General features: G+C 41.9%; 17 protein-coding genes. 5 read left to right on the forward strand and 12 right to left on the reverse strand.

The window, feature by feature from the left end; genetic code table 11:
- Window positions 1-90: 90 nt before the first annotated feature.
- From AC4CUX_RS07205 to ubiG, 4 genes are all read right to left on the reverse strand, one after another.
- Entirely contained in the window at window positions 91-510 is a 420-nt protein-coding gene (locus AC4CUX_RS07205) for a hypothetical protein (RefSeq protein ID WP_411935306.1), read from the reverse strand.
- A gap of 153 nt (window positions 511-663) precedes the next feature.
- Window positions 664-1,410: a YciK family oxidoreductase gene (locus AC4CUX_RS07210; RefSeq protein WP_419381211.1), complete on the reverse strand. Its 747-nt coding sequence runs from the start codon at window positions 1,408-1,410 to the stop codon at window positions 664-666.
- Window positions 1,411-1,446: 36 nt separating this feature from the next.
- Window positions 1,447-2,142, reverse strand: a complete 696-nt coding sequence (locus tag AC4CUX_RS07215; protein WP_490792263.1) for an HAD family hydrolase — start codon at window positions 2,140-2,142, stop codon at window positions 1,447-1,449.
- The gene (ubiG, locus tag AC4CUX_RS07220) at window positions 2,139-2,855 is read right to left on the reverse strand and encodes a bifunctional 2-polyprenyl-6-hydroxyphenol methylase/3-demethylubiquinol 3-O-methyltransferase UbiG (RefSeq protein ID WP_087014906.1); all 717 of its coding nucleotides are present in this window, start codon (window positions 2,853-2,855) and stop codon (window positions 2,139-2,141) included. The genes AC4CUX_RS07215 and ubiG overlap by 4 nt, the downstream gene beginning before the upstream one ends.
- Before the next feature lie 180 nt (window positions 2,856-3,035).
- Between ubiG and AC4CUX_RS07225 the strand changes: the two genes are divergently transcribed.
- Entirely contained in the window at window positions 3,036-3,653 is a 618-nt protein-coding gene (locus tag AC4CUX_RS07225; protein WP_004684194.1) for a thiol:disulfide interchange protein DsbA/DsbL, read from the forward strand.
- A 72-nt stretch (window positions 3,654-3,725) separates the two neighbouring features.
- Here the strand turns inward: AC4CUX_RS07225 and AC4CUX_RS07230 are convergent, their stop codons facing one another.
- Both AC4CUX_RS07230 and AC4CUX_RS07235 read right to left on the reverse strand, forming a co-directional pair.
- Complete coding sequence (locus AC4CUX_RS07230; protein ID WP_490792264.1) at window positions 3,726-5,360, reverse strand: O-antigen ligase family protein; 1,635 nt, start codon at window positions 5,358-5,360, stop codon at window positions 3,726-3,728.
- Between the two features lie 108 nt (window positions 5,361-5,468).
- Complete coding sequence (locus AC4CUX_RS07235; protein WP_490450800.1) at window positions 5,469-6,146, reverse strand: TetR family transcriptional regulator; 678 nt, start codon at window positions 6,144-6,146, stop codon at window positions 5,469-5,471.
- Window positions 6,147-6,288: 142 nt separating this feature from the next.
- Here AC4CUX_RS07235 and rph point away from each other — a divergent pair, with 142 nt between their 5' ends.
- Window positions 6,289-7,005, forward strand: coding sequence for a ribonuclease PH (gene rph / locus AC4CUX_RS07240; protein WP_004684198.1), 717 nt, complete (start codon window positions 6,289-6,291; stop codon window positions 7,003-7,005).
- Between the two features lie 73 nt (window positions 7,006-7,078).
- Here rph and nadC read toward each other — a convergent pair whose 3' ends face one another.
- Entirely contained in the window at window positions 7,079-7,924 is an 846-nt protein-coding gene (nadC, locus tag AC4CUX_RS07245) for a carboxylating nicotinate-nucleotide diphosphorylase (RefSeq protein WP_148827017.1), read from the reverse strand.
- A gap of 184 nt (window positions 7,925-8,108) precedes the next feature.
- Here nadC and ampD point away from each other — a divergent pair, with 184 nt between their 5' ends.
- Together ampD and murJ are read left to right on the forward strand one after the other, a co-directional pair.
- A complete protein-coding gene (gene ampD, locus AC4CUX_RS07250; protein WP_010325555.1) occupies window positions 8,109-8,681 on the forward strand; it encodes a 1,6-anhydro-N-acetylmuramyl-L-alanine amidase AmpD in 573 nt (190 codons plus the stop codon).
- 77 nt (window positions 8,682-8,758) lie between these two features.
- Complete coding sequence (murJ, locus tag AC4CUX_RS07255; RefSeq protein ID WP_490792265.1) at window positions 8,759-10,315, forward strand: murein biosynthesis integral membrane protein MurJ; 1,557 nt, start codon at window positions 8,759-8,761, stop codon at window positions 10,313-10,315.
- Between the two features lie 160 nt (window positions 10,316-10,475).
- On the opposite strand, the gene bamJ (AC4CUX_RS07260) is transcribed toward murJ, so the two are convergent.
- From bamJ (AC4CUX_RS07260) to AC4CUX_RS07280, 5 genes are all read right to left on the reverse strand, one after another.
- Window positions 10,476-11,168: a BamJ family beta-barrel-assembly machinery protein gene (bamJ, locus tag AC4CUX_RS07260; protein WP_234963247.1), complete on the reverse strand. Its 693-nt coding sequence runs from the start codon at window positions 11,166-11,168 to the stop codon at window positions 10,476-10,478.
- Between the two features lie 54 nt (window positions 11,169-11,222).
- The gene (gene bamJ / locus AC4CUX_RS07265) at window positions 11,223-11,927 is read right to left on the reverse strand and encodes a BamJ family beta-barrel-assembly machinery protein (protein WP_130235560.1); all 705 of its coding nucleotides are present in this window, start codon (window positions 11,925-11,927) and stop codon (window positions 11,223-11,225) included.
- A gap of 213 nt (window positions 11,928-12,140) precedes the next feature.
- The gene (locus AC4CUX_RS07270; RefSeq protein ID WP_490792266.1) at window positions 12,141-14,348 is read right to left on the reverse strand and encodes a polysaccharide biosynthesis tyrosine autokinase; all 2,208 of its coding nucleotides are present in this window, start codon (window positions 14,346-14,348) and stop codon (window positions 12,141-12,143) included.
- A gap of 19 nt (window positions 14,349-14,367) precedes the next feature.
- Window positions 14,368-14,796, reverse strand: coding sequence for a low molecular weight protein-tyrosine-phosphatase (locus tag AC4CUX_RS07275; RefSeq protein WP_490792267.1), 429 nt, complete (start codon window positions 14,794-14,796; stop codon window positions 14,368-14,370).
- Window positions 14,797-14,798: 2 nt separating this feature from the next.
- Window positions 14,799-15,869 carry a polysaccharide biosynthesis/export family protein gene (locus AC4CUX_RS07280; RefSeq protein WP_201704305.1) on the reverse strand — a complete coding sequence of 357 codons (1,071 nt, stop codon included), beginning with the start codon at window positions 15,867-15,869 and terminating at the stop codon, window positions 14,799-14,801.
- Window positions 15,870-16,255: 386 nt separating this feature from the next.
- Between AC4CUX_RS07280 and tviB the strand changes: the two genes are divergently transcribed.
- Window positions 16,256-17,533, forward strand: coding sequence for a Vi polysaccharide biosynthesis UDP-N-acetylglucosamine C-6 dehydrogenase TviB (gene tviB / locus AC4CUX_RS07285; RefSeq protein WP_125274494.1), 1,278 nt, complete (start codon window positions 16,256-16,258; stop codon window positions 17,531-17,533).
- Window positions 17,534-17,537: the final 4 nt, after the last annotated feature.

Below are 17,537 nucleotides of genomic sequence, written 5' to 3' on the forward strand. Positions count from 1 at the left end.
CAAGTGTGGCATCGAAAGGTGTAATCAATTTGATTGCATAGGTCGCACAGATTCCCCCACCATAACTCTTAGTTTGGTGGTGGGAGTATGTCAATAGGCGTAGTTGAGGTCGGTATAATCAGTCAATGATTTCTGTACATGCGCTTGGATAAATTCACGTACATCGGCTGCAGTCATCGGTTCACCATTTTTGCTGATGGCATGCTCAATGTCGGGCTGACCGTCAATTTTGATGCGATAAACAAAGCTTTTCTTTGCTTTATATTGTTCATCATTCTTAGCAATGACCGTGACGTAGTGATAGCTATGTTCAAAGTTCAAGTCGGTATGGGCAAAAACAAACTGGTCGAAAAGTTTCAGTGTGGCGCCATTTTCCAGGGCTTGAAGTTCCTCCACAATACTGGCTTCAAACTTCATTCCATATTTTTCTGAAATCGGCTGTTGGTCAATCAACAGGCTAACCATACCATCTTCAGTGGGTTGTAGAGTGATGTTGCTCAAGTCCGTCATGGTATATACTTCAAAAATGGAGTTGGACATCAGTATCCGCAAAAATTCAAAAAAGACAACCTTTTCTGAACTTGAGATCATGTTACAGATGACTAAGCTTCAGTTTGATACATAAAAAAAAGGAAGCCGAAGCTTCCTTTTGAGTGACACATTTTAGTCTTGTGCATCAATACTTTGACCATTCATATGTAAGCTGTCATCGCCCATCAAGTACAGATAGGCAGGCATGATATTTTCAGGTGTTGGCAATGTTTTTGGATCTTCATCGGGATAGGCTTTGGCACGCATTGCAGTGCGGGTCGCCCCCGGATTGATACAGTTAAAGCGGATATTCGGTGAGGTATTTTCTTTAGCAAACAGTTGGCTGACCGCTTCAATCGCGATCTTAGACACCGAATATGCGCCCCAACGTTCACGCGTTTCACGTCCGACACCTGAGCTGGCAAAAAGCACGGAGGCATGCTCAGATTTTTTCAGGAGCGACATTAACTCTTGAGTCATAACGAATGGCGCACGCAAGTTGACGGCCATGACATCATCCCAGACATCGACAGGATAATTTTCCAATTCTGTGCGCTCACCCAAGATGCCCGCATTATGCAAAATGCCATCTAGGCGCCCAAATTGGCGCTCTAAAGTGTCGACCAGTAATTCATAATCACGAGGAGAGGCGCTCGATAGCTGCAAGGGTAAAATTGCAGGTTGCGGCGCACCTAAGCCTTCAATTTCATCATAAATGACTTCGAGCTTATTTAAGGTACGCCCATGCAGCACCACAGTTGCGCCGTGTAGGGCATAACTTAATGCAGCAGCACGACCAATACCATCGCCCGCACCTGTAATTAAGATGATGCGATCTTTGAGCAGATCGGGGCGAGGTTGATATTCTGAATATTTCATCATTACCTCCTCGTTATTTTGATTTTTTAATTGTGATCAATTCAGTGAGTTGGACGGTGTAGTTTGACTCACAAGAGACTGGATAACATCGTCCAATTCAGCCACAGACTTCACTATACAATCTGCTTGCCACGCTGTTAAGTCATCTTTGTGCGCGAATGGTAAATAACCATAAGCCGCCAAAATGGTATACATCTGCGCGTTACGACCTGCATCGATGTCACGTGGATGATCGCCGACATAGATACAGTCTTCAGGCGCAATCGCGATGTGCTTGGCAGCCAAATACATCGGCTCAGGATCAGGCTTGGTCTGCGAGACATCTTCTGGGCAGACCAAAACCGCACAGCGTTCTGTCAAATTCAGCGCATCTAATAATGTTTCACTGAGCCAGCGCGGTTTATTGGTGACGATGCCCCAAGGAATCTCTTGGCTTTCAAGTTTTTCAAGTAGCGGATACATGCCCGAAAACAGGTCAGTATCTACTGCGATATCGGCACCGTAGATATCTAAAAAACGCTGACGATGTGCCAGAAAAACCGGGTCTTCGACTTCCAGTTCTGGATAAACCAATTTCACCATCGCCAGTGCACCTTCAGAGACTTGGCTACGGATCAGGTCTGCATCGACCACAGCGACGCCTTTTTCACGGCACATGTCTTGAATAATGCGAATAAAGTCGGCGGTAGTGTCGATCAGTGTGCCGTCAAGGTCGAATAAGACGGCTTTCATGCAGCACCTTCTTTGACGGTATAGACCATGTAATTGACATCCACATTTGGCGCTAACCAATAGCGTTTGGTTAATGGATTGTAATGTAAACCCGTCATGTCTTTCAGTTTGAGCCCTGCGCCGCGAATATCATGTGCCAGTTCTGATGGCTTAATGAATTTTTGATAATCGTGGGTGCCTTTGGCTAACATGCGCAGTACATATTCAGCGCCAATAATGGCAAACAGGTAGGCTTTGGGATTACGGTTAATGGTAGAGAAGAATACATGACCGCCTGGTTTCACCAGTTTATGGCAGGCTTCAATGATTGAGGCTGGATTGGGTACGTGTTCCAACATTTCCATGCAGGTCACAATATCGTATTGTCCCGCTTGTTCTTCTGCGAGCTGCTCCACTGGAATTTGGCGATATTCGATATGCTCAACACCTTCTTGTTCTGCATGTAAACGTGCCACATTCAGGGGGGCTTCGCCCATATCAATGCCGAGCACATCTGCACCACGACGTGCCATACTTTCAGCTAAAATTCCGCCACCACAGCCGACATCAAGGACTTTTTTTCCATTGAGTCCACCTGCATGTTCATCAATCCAGTTTAAGCGCAGTGGATTGATCATATGTAAAGGGCGGAATTCCGAGTGCTGATCCCACCATATGGCAGCAAATGCTTCAAATTTGGCAATTTCTTGTGGATCAACATTCAGTTGCGACATCGTCGGCACCTCAATTTAAGTCATGATATTTAAAATGTTCAATAGGGCTTAGTGTAGCGTTTATTCTAGAAAAAGCGATAAAAGCCTGAAAAAAGTTCACAGAATGAAAACGAATTTGGCATATTTGATTTATAGTATTTGCATAAACTTATCATAATGATTTTGAGGACAATAAGTTCAATGAAAAAACTCCTTTTGAGTGGATTAGCAACCGCTGTTTTCGCAATTTCGGGCAGCGCATTGGCTGCAAATTTCGTGGCAGGTCAGGACTATATCGTTGTACCAACACCTGTACAGGTGGAAGTGCCAGGAAAAATTGAAGTCCGCGAATTCTTTTGGTATGGCTGTGGTCACTGCTTTAAACTTGAACCGCATATGCAGACTTGGTTGAAAAAACTACCGAAAGATGTGCGCTTTGTGCGTACCCCAGCAGCCATGAATCCAGTGTGGGAACAAGCGGCGCGAGCTTATTATGTGTCTGAGGCCTTGGGTGTACGTAAAAAGACCCACTTGACGTTATTCCATGCCATTCATGATCAAAATCAACCAATTCTAGAGCAACCTGCTTTAGCCAAGTTCTATACTCAGTTTGGTATTCCAGAAGCGAAATTTAACAGCACTTATAAATCATTTGCGATCACTTCAAAAATTGCACAAGCACAAGACTTAGCCAAGCGTTATCAACTCAGTGGTGTTCCTGCGGTGACGGTGAATGGTAAATATATTGTGCAAGGCGAAGATGCTAAAGTGACTCAAGTCGTGGATTACTTGATTGAAAAAGAACGTGCTGCCAAATAAGCTGAATCTGTTTTAAGTCCTTATTAAGTTAAAAAGCCTGCGTCAGCAGGCTTTTTTATGGGTTAAAAACGTTTATTGCGCGGCTGATGCAGGCTGCAATAAATCCTCATAACGTAGCTCAATTTTTCTTAAGGTTTTTAAGCGCCAAAGTTGATGACGAGCTTCGGCTTCATAGCCATTAAAGGCCAAGAGTTTTGCAAATTTGGTCAAATCATAGGGAATCGGGTAGTTCAGCACCATTTCCTCATAGTCACGAATTTGCTCAGGGCTGACTTTGCTGTATGGATTTAACTGAATCCATTCAATGCGGCGGTTAAACTCCGACAGCAGTAAAATGTGATCTTGATTGGTGAACTTTTCAGGGGTGTGTTCATAACGAGAAGCTTGATTCAGCTTTGGTACCATCAACTCATAGTCACGAATAATCAGTGCGATCAAGACCACACAGACAGTAAATGTGATCGGCATGGCAAAGCTCGGTAAAGTCCACGTTTTTACTTTTTGCTGGGATTGAATGATCCCTAGGATCAACCCGAGTGGTAGTAAGAAATAAGCATAGAACAACGGGAATTCAAGCATACCGTGAATCAGTAAAGCGCCGACCATCAGAAGTCCAATCACAGATTCCAGCGATGTCGCATGCTTTTGCAGTTGATAGCCCCAATAGCTGAGATAGGCAAAAAATGGAATCGCAATCACTAATCCATTCCATAACATAAAGTCGAGAATGAAGTTGTGCGCACTTTTCACCCAAACGGGGCCTTGGAACTGATCACTGATTAGGGTGTAAGCCACACTGGTTTGATGCCAACCATAGCCAAACCAAGGTCGCTCAGCAATGGCATGGAGCATCTGTTGCCAAATGGCAAGACGCGACATATCGCCCGTTGCTCGCGCAACCGCATCACGGGTTTGGGTCACTTCGACATTAGACAGCTGAGCCAACAGGTGATTGAGCTGTGGAATAAACGCAGTAAATGCAATGAACAACGCAAACCATGCGAGGGCACTATACCACTTCAGTTGAACCACACCCTTGTACTGTTGATAGAGTAAATAGAGTAGTACACAAATGCTTGCGACCCATGATGTACGGGACTGACTCAGGGCTACCGCAAATAACATCAATGCAGCACTGACGCACAGCAGAATCGAGTTGAATTTTTTCTTTTCAAATAGGTACAGTGTGCCGAGTAAGGATAGAATCAGAAAGCTCGCCATATTGTTCGGCTGAGCAAAGTTGGCATAAGGACGATCGCCTTTTAAGGCAGTCATGCCGGGAATGTACTGTTCAATATTGAGCCATTGGCAAGTGGCGATGAGCGCTGTTACCAGACCGACCGACCAAAATACACTACACAGACCACTAAATAATTGCTCACGTTCCAAGGGTTTTTGGCTCAGGTTAAAACCTAAAACCATACTCAGCCAAAATGCAAAGATATATAAGCCACACATTAGCGCTTTGCTGAAAAAGAACAGCTCGCCAAAACCGTACTGAATGAAGGGCACGAGGCTCAACAGCAATAGCGGCAGGCTCACTTTAGGGAGCAAGAGTTTTTCTTTTAAAAATAAGGCAGAGAGTGCAAATAAAGATAAAAATGCAAACAATTCACCTGTATAGGTGACCCAAGGTCGATAATGAATGGGCAATAGCCATGCCAAGGCGATACAGACACTCGCCGCTAAAAAAAGAAAAAAACGCATAGGAGCTACAGATGAAAAAACTGGCTCTATGATAGTGAAAAAGCATCCAAGTTTGAGTAAAGCGCATTAAAAATTTTGTAATACACCAAAATTGCGTCTGCGAGCGGCTTAATGTAAGGTCGGGTTGGCTTGTTTGGTTTGAGCAGATGGTCGTTGCCAATTGGAGATTCCACGGAACATGAGTTGAATCTGCACGATGGTTTGCAGTTTAAATGCAGCCTGCTGCTGTCGTAGTTTCTCGGGAGCCACATCTCGACTCAAACCAATCCAGCGCATGGCCCAGTTAAAGGAGGCATCCATTAAAATATTGGCCAAAACTTTGAGGTCTTCGCTGTCATGGATATGTTGCATGCTTTCAATACGGGTTAATTCATGGGCGAAGTCATCGATTAAAAAGGCAATTTCTCGCTCAACGGCAGCACGGATCAAGGCTGAACCACCCCAACGTTCTCCAATCAAGAAAATCCACTGTTCAGGATATTGCTCTACAGCATGAAAAAATAAGTCTAGACTATGCTCAATCGTGGCATGTGGACCATAAACATAGCTTTGTCCCAATTGGGCTAACATGCTTTTGATGTGGAGCGCTGCTTGATCGACCAGTTCAAGTCCCAACTCATCCAAATCATTAAAGTGGCGATAAAAAGCGGTCGGCACTAAACCCACTTGGCGAGTGACTTCACGGAGACTAATGCGAGCAAAGGAACGTCCCGAGGTGCTGAGTTGTAATGCAGCATTCAGCAAAGCTTGGCGGCTTTGTTGTTTACGTTCTTCCCGAATCGACATAGATGATTGCCTCAGCCTCTTTTAAGCTTCAGTTTAACAAAGAATATGGATGGGTAGGGAAGCAGGCGATCAATTACAAATGCTTTGGGTCTGCTTCTGCTATACTATGCGCCAACCTATTAAGTCAGATGAAGGGCGTATTATGCGTATCGACCAACGAACATTAGATCAATTACGTGATGTCACCATTACTCGTAACTACACACGTTATGCGGAAGGTTCGGTATTGGTTGAGTTTGGTCATACCAAAGTTCTTTGTACGGCAAGTATTGATAACTCAGTACCACGCTTTTTAAAAGGCAAGGGTCAGGGTTGGGTAACCGCTGAATATGGCATGTTGCCACGTTCGACGCATACCCGTAGTGATCGTGAGGCTGCGCGTGGTAAGCAAAGTGGTCGTACTCAAGAAATTCAACGTTTGATTGGCCGTAGTCTACGCGCCATGGTGGATTTAAAAAAATTAGGTGAAAACACCATTACCATCGACTGTGATGTGATTCAGGCAGATGGCGGTACACGTACTGCTGCGATCACTGGTGCTGCGGTGGCTCTCATTGATGCGATGAATACGTTGCTTGAGAAAAAGAAAATTAAGCAAGATCCATTAAAAGGCTTAGTGGCTGCAATTTCAGTCGGTATTTTCCAAGACGAAGTGCTTTTAGACTTGTGCTATGAAGAAGACTCAAACTGCCAAACTGATTTAAACGTGGTCATGACCCAAGCTGGCGAATTTATTGAAATTCAAGGCACGGCAGAAGATAAACCATTTACCCGTGTACAGTGCAATGCCATGTTAGAAATGGCAGAAAAGGGCATTCAAGAATTGGTGAAAAAACAACAGCAAGCACTGGGTTGGTAAGTTTTAACCAAATAAAAAAACGCACTTGAGAGTGCGTTTTTTATTGGGTGTCGTTTGATACAAGTTGTTGAAACTAAGCATTAAAACGCATAGAAAGGTCGACTGCTTTGACATCTTTGGTCAATACACCCATCGAAATATAATCCACGCCTGTAGTTGCGACTTCACGCAAGTTGGCAATGGTGATATTCCCTGACGCTTCCAGTTTACAACGTCCAGCAACATGCTTGACCGCATCAATCATTTGTTGCTGGCTAAAGTTATCTAACATCACGATATCGGCTTGGGCTTCCAATGCTTGGTCTAATTCAGCCCAAGTTTCAACTTCGACTTCGACAGGTTTGCCTGGGGCAATTTGATGCGCTTTGGCAATGGCTTGAGCAATGCCACCTGCTGCCATGATGTGATTTTCTTTAATTAAAAAAGCATCGAATAAACCTAAACGGTGGTTTTGACCACCACCGACCGCGACAGCATATTTTTGGGCAATACGCAGACCCGGTAGGGTTTTACGGGTGTCGAGCAACTTGGTGTTTAAGCCATCGAGCTGTTTGACATATTCCGCAGTTTTGCTGGCCACAGCAGATAGCGTTTGTACAAAGTTGAGTGCAGGGCGTTCAACCGTAAGTAAGCTGCGTGCTGAACCCGCCAGTTTAAAAATGGTTTCATTGGCACGAACCAGATCGCCATCATTTTTGAGCCACGTGATTTGTACACTTGGATCAAAAGCTGCAATTAATGCATTAACCCAAGGTTGACCAGCAAGAATCATGTCTTCACGGCTAATAATGGTCGCAGTCGCTTGTTCATCTTCAGGTGTCAAAAGTGCCGTAATGTCACCATCACCGATGTCTTCTTGTAATGCCTGTTGAATATTCAGTTGAATAGATTGTTCAAGCAGTTGCTGCGATATGCTCATCCGATTGTCCGTATCTTTATAGAAGCCATGAAAATTGCGCAATATATTAGCATTTTTCCTGAAAAAGGCGTGAAAATTTCAGAATCAAACGCTGACCAATTTGAGAAATGACTGGGAAAGATTTAGCATGAGAGACATTAAAAAAGATTGCCCAAAGGGCGCAATGGGTTTGAGGAATAAAAATATGCAGGTCATTCCGTCGTTTCAAGTGCAAGCAGGGCAACTGCTGGGAGCAAGACAAATTCCATCGCCTAATTTTAATGCACGCCCTGCTGATACTGAGATTCAACTGATTGTCATCCATAATATCAGTTTGCCTCCCTCACAGTTTGGTGGCGGTTATATTGAACAATTTTTTCAAAATCAATTGGATTGGTCAGTACATCCATATTTTCAAACCATTCAAGGCATGCAAGTCTCAGCGCATTTACTGATTTTAAGAAGTGGCGAAGTCTTACAATTTGTCAATTTTAACGACCGTGCATGGCATGCAGGACGCTCAAGCTATCTGGCCAAGAAAGAGTGCAATGATTATTCGATTGGCATTGAGCTTGAGGGCAGTGATGACTTGCCTTTTGAAGATGCCCAATATGAAACATTGGTACACGTGACGGCCTGTTTACAACAGGCCTATCCTCAAATTCAGCAGCATTTGGCAGGACATTCTGATATTGCACCAGGACGTAAGACCGATCCAGGCACATTTTTTGATTGGTTAGACTATCGAAATCGTTTGCAGCAGTTAAAAAGTCAATGAATTGAGAGTCGACAACAACATTAAACAATCAAATATTCGCTGAAGTTTCATTACAATAGCGGCAAATGAAAAACTAGGTGGATACGATGGCGCTGTGGCGGTCAACCGTAATTGTAAGTGCAATGACCATGCTTTCTCGGGTCTTGGGTTTGGTACGAGACATTGTCTTACTAAATGTCTTTGGTGCGGGGAAAGATTTTGATACCTTTGTGGTGGCCTTTCGTATCCCGAACTTCTTCCGTCGGCTATTTGCTGAGGGAGCATTCTCACAGGCGTTTATTCCAGTACTGACCGAATATAAAACTGGGCGTACCCATGCGGAAGTTCAGATTCTGATTAGCCGTGTCTTTGGTTGTTTAATGACGGTTATGACGGCTTTAACCTTCATTGCCATGGTTGCAGCTCCAGCGGTGCTATATATATACGCACCAGGTTTCCATGCCGATCCAGAGAAGTTCGACCTCGCGGTTTCAATGTTCCGCCTCACCATTCCTTATTTATTGTTTATGTCGTTGACGGCATTTGCCAGCAGTATTTTAAATAGTTATGGTTCCTTTGCATCACCCGCCTTTTCACCAGTATTGCTGAATGTTGCGATGATTGCGGGGGTATGGTGGCTGACGCCGTATATGGCAGAACCGATTATGGCACTCGGTTGGGCGGTGATTGCTGCGGGTGTATTGCAACTGGCGATCCAAATTCCTGAACTTTGGCATAAAAAGTTACTGATTCCGCCGAAAGTTGATTTTAAACATGAAGGGGTGGATCGCATCATGAAATTGATGCTGCCTGCACTATTTGGTGTTTCTGTCACGCAAATCAACTTACTCCTGAACACCATTTGGGCTTCGTTTATGCAAGACGGTTCAGTGTCATGGTTGTACAGTGCGGAACGTATGACTGAATTACCTTTGGGCTTGATTGGGGTAGCGATTGGTACGGTGATTTTACCCGCATTGTCGACCCGTCATGCAGAACAAGATATGTCGAAGTTTCGTGGCATGATGGATTGGGCTGCGAAGGTGATTGTTTTGGTGGGGGTGCCTGCCAGTATCGCGCTGTTTATGTTATCGACCCCCATTATTCAGGCCCTGTTCCAACGCGGTCAATTCACCCTTGAAGATACGCAAATGACAGCTTTAGCGCTGCAATGTATGAGTGCTGGGGTGATTTCATTTATGTTGATTAAAGTCTTTGCACCTGGATTTTATGCGCAGCAAGACACCAAAACACCAGTTCGTGTCGGTTTAATGGCCGTTGCTGCAAATGCGATTTTAAACGTGGTGTTTATTGGCTTCTTTAAACTGATTGACTGGCAGGCAGAGCATATGGCTTTGGCTTTAGCCTCTTCGGGTTCTGCTCTGGTGAATGCGGGGATGCTGTATTTCTATTTACACAAACGCGATATTTTCCGTTTTGGTGCACACTGGAAAAAACTGTTTATCCAGTTTGGTATTGCTAACGCCGTGATGATTGCGGCTTTGTGGTATGCATTGACTTGGTATAATGGTGACGTGTCACAGTGGATTCGCGTTGCCGAAGTGATCGGGCTGTGCGTGGTCGGCGTTGTGGCTTATGCGGTTGGTTTACTCCTTACAGGCTTTAGACCACGTCACCTCAAACATGAAGCCTAAAACAAGGTACTTCTTTGTTTTATGCTTCAAAAGACAAGCGAAGCACGTAGCTTAAAAATAAGCAGTGCTTGATTTGAAAATAGATTGAAATTAATAAAAAGCCTGATCACGAAGATCAGGCTTTTTATTTTGTGTATAGCATTGCCTTTGCATTGCTACCTTATTTTGGCAACACTTCAATCAGTTCCACATCAAAAATCAAGGTGCTATTCGGTTCAATCACATCGCCTGAACCAATTTGGCCATAGCCCAGTTTAGCGGGAATAAAGAAGCGATATTTTGCGCCTTCTTTCATTAGCTGTAAGCCTTCAGTCCAACCTTGAATCACTTGGCTGACTTGAAACTCCGCAGGCTGCTGACGTGCAATCGAGCTGTCAAAAACAGTTTGATCAATCAAACGTCCTTCATAATGGACTTTGACTTTGCTGTTGGCCTTAGGTGACTTGCCTTGGCCTTGTTGTAAAACCATATACTGCAAGCCTGAAGCCGTAGTTTTTACATCTGCTTTTTTCGCATTTTCAGCTAAAAAGGCTGCACCAATTTTGGCATTTTTATCTGCCAGTTGTTTAACTTCTAATAACTGTTTTGCCTCGGCTTGGCGTTTATACTGGGTGAGTACACGCGCCATTTCTTCATCGCTTAATGACGCAGCTTGGCCTTTAGAGGCTTCACGTAACCCTTGTACAAAAGCATCGAGATCTAAATCTTGAATTGATTCAGCATTGCTACGACCCATGAGGTAGCCAAAGCTATAACCGACTTGTTGGTTGATACTGCTTTTATTATTAATCGGTGCTGCAAAAACAGGTGTAGAAAGTAACAAGCCACAGAGTAATGTTGTTTGAATTTTCATATCGTATTCTCAATAAAAAGAGGAGAGCAAAAGCTCTCCTTTGATTGACTTGTCTTATTTTACTTTGATCAGTTCAACATCAAAAATAAGCGTGCTGTTGGCTGGGATCATGCCGGGTACACCTTGTGGGCCGTAGCCTAAGTTAGAAGGGATGTAAAGTGTCGCTTTCCCACCTTCTTTCATGAGTTGTAGACCTTCAGTCCAACCTGGAATTACTTGGTTTAATGGGAACTCAATTGGCTCGCCACGTTCAAGTGAGCTATCAAAGACTTTACCGTCGACCAGTTGGCCTTTGTAATGCACGGTCACGATAGAGCTGGCAGTGGGTTGCTTGCCTGTGCCTTCTTGCGTGATTTTGAACTGTAAGCCTGACGCTGTGGTTTTCACCCCAGGTTTTTTCGCATTTTCAGTTAAGAAGCTGTCGCTGGTTGTTTGTGCTTGCTTCGCATCATTGGCCTGTTTTTGCTGCATTTCTTGTTGGAACTGCTCATAGGCTTGTTTTAATTCTTCTTCGCTATAGGCGGGTTGGCTACGGGCATGACCTGCGCGGACACCGGTTACAAAACTGTTAATATCGAGTTCTGGTGGAGTTTGATGAGCAACCTCATAACCCAGTGCATAGCTAATTTTTTCTACGGCAGATGCATTTTTTGAAACTTGGGCTTCGGCTGAAGCTGGGTGTTGAGATGCATAATAAACGGGAACAAGTGCCGCACCGCCTAGAATAACAGCTACAGCAATGGGTAAGGCTTTACTCATGTGAAATTTTTCCTAATTCTATTACATTCAAAAAGTTTTTTAGCATCTTAGCAGACTTCATGAATGACGTGTTTTGTACCACCAGTACATTTTCAAATTAATATATGCCGAAGTCCTTAAAAAAACTATAAGGATTTGAATATATAAACGTTTGTCATACAAAATAAAAAGCCAGAAATCAAGTTCTGGCTTTTTATCGGTTAGAGAATGTATTTAGTCTGATTCTTTATTGGCTTTATTGGCTTTATAGGCATAAGCATAGTTATAGCCATAGCCATAGCCTGCACTTGAACGCTGAATATCGTTTAGAATGAATCCATTGACTTTCACACCAGCTTGTTCGAAGCGATTCAGGGTCAATTCAAGCTCCTTCATCTGCGTTTTCGCATAACGGGCAATCACTAAGTTAACACCTGTGTATTGAGAAATAATGATGCCATCCGTCACTGCTAAGATTGGCGGGGTATCAATAATCACATGGTCAAATTTCTCCGACAACTGATCTAATAACGCTTTAAATTGTGCAGAGCTTAAAAGTTCAGATGGATTCGTTGGGCTCTTGCCACGAGTAATTACACTTAAGCCAGAAATTTCAGATGGTTTGATAATCGCATCTAGATTCTGTTGGTTATTTAAGTAATCAGCAAGACCAGGGGTATTTTCAGTGTTGAAATATTTATGCAAATAACCGCGACGCATATCTGCATCAATAATCAATACGCGCTTATTACTTTGCGCCAAAATTGCGGCTAAGTTGGTTGAAATAAAGGATTTTCCAACTTCGGGTGCTGGACCTGAAATGGTAATCAAATTATTCCTAGCAGAGCTGAGCGCAAAATGAATGGCAGTACGCATGCTACGTAAGCTTTCAATGGCAATATCATCACTATTTTTAACAGCTAAAATAGGAATATTCTTTTTCTTTTTCAGAATGTTGATACGGCTTTCCTGTACTGGAGAACGAGGAACAGTCGCATAAACCGGTAAATCTAACTCATTTTCAATTTGAGCTGAATCTTTAATGCCTGTACGCATCATGTTACGCAATAATGCCAAGAGTGTACCCAGGAAACCACCAACAAAGATGGATAAGATGAGCACAATCAGTGATTTTGGCTTAATCTTCTCAAACGGTTTAACCGCTGTATCAACAATACGGACATTACCAATCTCACCTGCATTTGCAATTTTGAGTTGTTGGTAGTTATTTAAGAGCGCAGTGTATTGCTCAGCATTGACTTTGACATCACGATAAAGTTGTAAATATAAACGTTGAGTTTCTGGTAGTTGCTTCAAAGCTTGATTTAACTGTTCTTTTTTACTGCTTAATTCCGTTAATTGGGCATTAATTTCCGCCATTAAAGGATGGTCGCTGGTATATTTAGCAGAAAACTCAGCTTGTTTTTGCTTTAGCTCAATCATTAAACGTTCGAGTTCAATATTTTGCTTTAATAACAGTTCAGATTCTTGCGTCACATCAACCGTATTATATTTTTCACGGAATTTATTGAATTGAATTTCAGAGTCTTCGAGCTGCTGCTTGAGTATAGGCAGTTGCTTGTCTAAGAAAGCGAGCGTTTGCGTTGATTCTAGAGATTTCCGCTCAATATTTTGTTTGTGATAGACACTTAAAATATGATTGAGAACTTTAGTGATATGTTCTTTATCTGTGCCTTGGTAATTTAAACCAATCACGCCCGTCATTTTGCCACGTTCAGCAACACCATAATCCAACATTAGGTTTTTCATTGCTGTTGGTAGAGCGTATTTTGTGATTTTAAGTTCTGGGACTAGATTGTTATTATTTACAATATACACTTGCCACAAGCCATACGGACTAGGCACTTGATTCTTGACATTGGTTTTGCCTTCAAAAACAACTTCATCTTTATGTAGTAATTGAAATGTGTTTGATTCTTTGAATTTTAGTTGAAGGGGTTCATCTAGATAGAAATCAGGGACATTCAATTGTTTAATTTGAACTACGGATGATTTATTTTGATAAACCACTTCAGTTGGAGTGTAATCAACTGTTGACTTTTTCTCTGAAATCAAACGATTAAATGCGGAGTCTTCTGGGGCCTTGATTTCAATATCAAGGTTGAGATCTCGAATCACTTGTCCCAAAACCATGCGAGATCTTAGAACTTCAATTTCTGCATCGGCTGGTGATTTTTGCCCCATCGCTCCTGAGAGTTGGCTTAACTCGCCTAATAGTGCTGCTGAGGCAGCACTTTTGCTGTCTTCAACGAGAACCATCGCATCTGTAGCATAAATGGGTTGAGTGACTCTTAAATAAAGTAATGCACAAATTAAACTAAAAATAATACAAAGAGCAATGAGTTTCCACTGAGCAATCAGAGAAAAAAATAACTCTTTTAAGTCGATTGTATCTTCGCTAGTGCTAGAGTTTTGATTCATAATTTAATATCGTAATAATTTAAAAATGTGATTTCCAATCAGCAACAAAGCGTTGAATATTGCGACAGGTTATATCAAAAAAGTCTTGATCGTGTTGATAAGGGTCAGGGACATTTTTTCCTTGCCAGTGGCCTAATCTAAAGACCTTACCTTTTGCAAACGGCCATTGTTTTTCTATATGCTGAGCCTGATTCGTACTCATTACTAGAATTAAGTCTGCTTGCTTAATTAAAGATGCATTGATCTGTTTTGCAATATGTGGACGCATATCAATATTAAATTGGTCCATACAATGAATTGCTTTTTCATCTGCATGATGTCCTACCATTGCGGACAATCCTGCAGATTCAATGTGTTGGTTTGGGCAATTCGTCTTTAGGAAATATTCTGCCATCGGGCTACGGCAAATATTTCCGACACAGACAACGAGTATATTTTTAAACGCCATAATTATTTCCCAAGCTGATCAAAACTATAAAGTGCGCTCGAGAATGGAATGATCTGATTGACTACACGCTGCCAACGAGTCAAACCAGTTGCATCAATGTATACAATGTCATTCTTTTTCATGGAAAATTGATTGGCTAATGCTAGATTACCAATACTACTCAAATTTAAGTGATAGATAGTTGACTGCTTCTGATCTAAATCTGTACGCATGACATAAATTCTAGCTGCACTAGCTGAGTAAGGGTTAATCCCTTCACTTTCACCCAATACATCACTTAAAGACATGCCTTGATCGCGTAAGTTAATCGCTTGGCTTTTACTTGATTCACCCATGACATAAAGTTTTTGATCTTGTTTTGTATTTACAAAAATTGTGTCATTCGGGCGAATTAATAAATTATGTAGTGATAAACCATTTTTTTCGAGTTGAATGGTATTTAAATTATACGTAGCGCCATTACGAATGAGTTGAATATTAGTGGTGTCGCCAGTTTTGGTATCAATACCACCGGCTTGACCTAGTGCGGTATAGAGGCTGATGGGTTGATCATTTAAAGTGTATTGGCCACTTTTAAGTACTTGACCATTTACGAAGTATCTTTTGCCTTCGTAAGATAACACTCTAACGACAACATCAGGGTGTTTTAAATATTTACTAAATTGACTACGCAAATATGTATTCGCTTGAGCAAGCGTTTTCCCAGCAATTTTAACTGACCCGACTAAAGGAAGCTGTACATTACCGTTAGGATCAATGGGATAACCAACAGCTTTTACATTAGTTGCATCTTGAATTGGTGGTGTAATTTCAGGATAAGCCCAAAGTTGGATCGATAGAACATCACCTGCACTTAATTTATATATGGATTGCTGATGCTGAAATAACGTTTGAATTTGAGCTAAATTTTGCGAATTCGCTTGAGAAATAGCAGGAATATTATTTTGTGTCAAAGGTACAACACTTAATTCAGCACCTTGATCTGTTTTATAGGAACCTTGTTGTGGTAAATCATATGTCTGAAGTCCAGGGGTCATTGCACATCCTGTAATTCCTAAACTCAAAACCAGCATAACGCTATAACGATAGTAATTCACTCGAATATAAATCCTATTTATAAATTTGAATGTTTTTGAACGGGCCAATGAACCCTAATTGTACGTTTCAGACTGCAAAATTCTATACTATTCGCGCTATTTAATATAGTTATTGATGTTTTAAAACGTAATTCGATTAGGTTTTTTATAAAATATAAAAAATGTACCTGAGACTTTGATCTTAACAAAATAGCATACTAGATAAAAAGGACAATAGATTTGATCTATTTGAATCGGGAAGTATGACTTTTTATGTATGTTTAGAACATCATTACACAATCGAAATTTGATTTTCTGATATAATTTAACGCTATTTACAACATAACGATGATTGATGATTCATCGATGACATAGGCTTCAGTATGTTACAACTCTCCGAATTAAAAATTGCCATCATCGGATTAGGTTATGTCGGTTTACCGCTAGCTGTTGAGTTTGGAAAAAAAGTTCCCGTGATGGGCTTTGATATTCACCAGAAGCGTATTGATGAGCTACAGAGCGGACAAGATCATACTTTAGAAGTTTCACCAAAAGAATTAAAGCAAGCAACGCATTTAAGCTACACCACGAACCTACAGCAGTTAGCAGACTGTAATTTCTTTATTGTTACAGTTCCAACCCCGATCGATGAATTTAAGCAACCCGATCTGACTCCCTTGGTTAAAGCATCCGAAAGTATTGCTAGAGTACTGAAAAAGGGTGATGTGGTTGTCTATGAATCAACGGTTTATCCAGGTGCAACTGAAGAAGTTTGTATTCCTGTTTTAGAAAAAAATTCAGGATTAAAATTCAATCAGGATTTTTATGCAGGTTATAGCCCTGAGCGTATTAATCCGGGTGATAAATTGCACCGCGTTACTAATATTTTAAAAATCACTTCGGGTTCAACACCCGCAGTCGCTGATTATGTCGATCAAGTCTATAATTTGGTTATTGAAGCAGGCACACATAAAGCAGCAAGTATTAAAGTTGCAGAAGCTGCGAAGGTGATTGAAAACACTCAGCGCGATGTGAATATAGCTTTAATTAATGAATTGGCGTTGATTTTCAATAAAATGGGCATTGATACGGAAGCGGTATTAGAGGCTGCTGGAACTAAATGGAATTTCCTTCCATTCCGTCCGGGTTTAGTCGGTGGTCACTGTATTGGTGTCGACCCATACTACTTGACTCATAAAGCCCAAGCGATTGGCTACAACCCAGAAATTATTTTAGCGGGTCGCCGTTTAAATGATGGTATGGGTGCTTATGTGGTGACTCAACTGGTTAAAGCAATGTTGAAAAAACGTATTCAAGTTGAAGATGCCAAGGTACTGATTTTAGGCTTAAGCTTTAAAGAAAACTGCCCAGATATTCGTAATACACGCATCATTGATATCGTCAATGAACTCAAGGAATATCACACTCAAATTGATGTCTATGACCCTTGGGTAGATGCTGCTGAGGCTGAGCATGAATATGGTATTAGCCCAATTTCAAACTTAGAAAATGGCAAATATGATGCTGTGATTCTTGCGGTTGCCCATCAGCAATTTAAGGTGATGGGCGCTGATGCAATTCGTGCTTTGGGTAAAGCTGATCATGTGCTGTATGACTTGAAATACGTCTTATCTCAAGCCGAATCTGATCTACGTTTGTAAGGAG

The organism is Acinetobacter sp. 231_lipA, assembly GCF_058243005.1.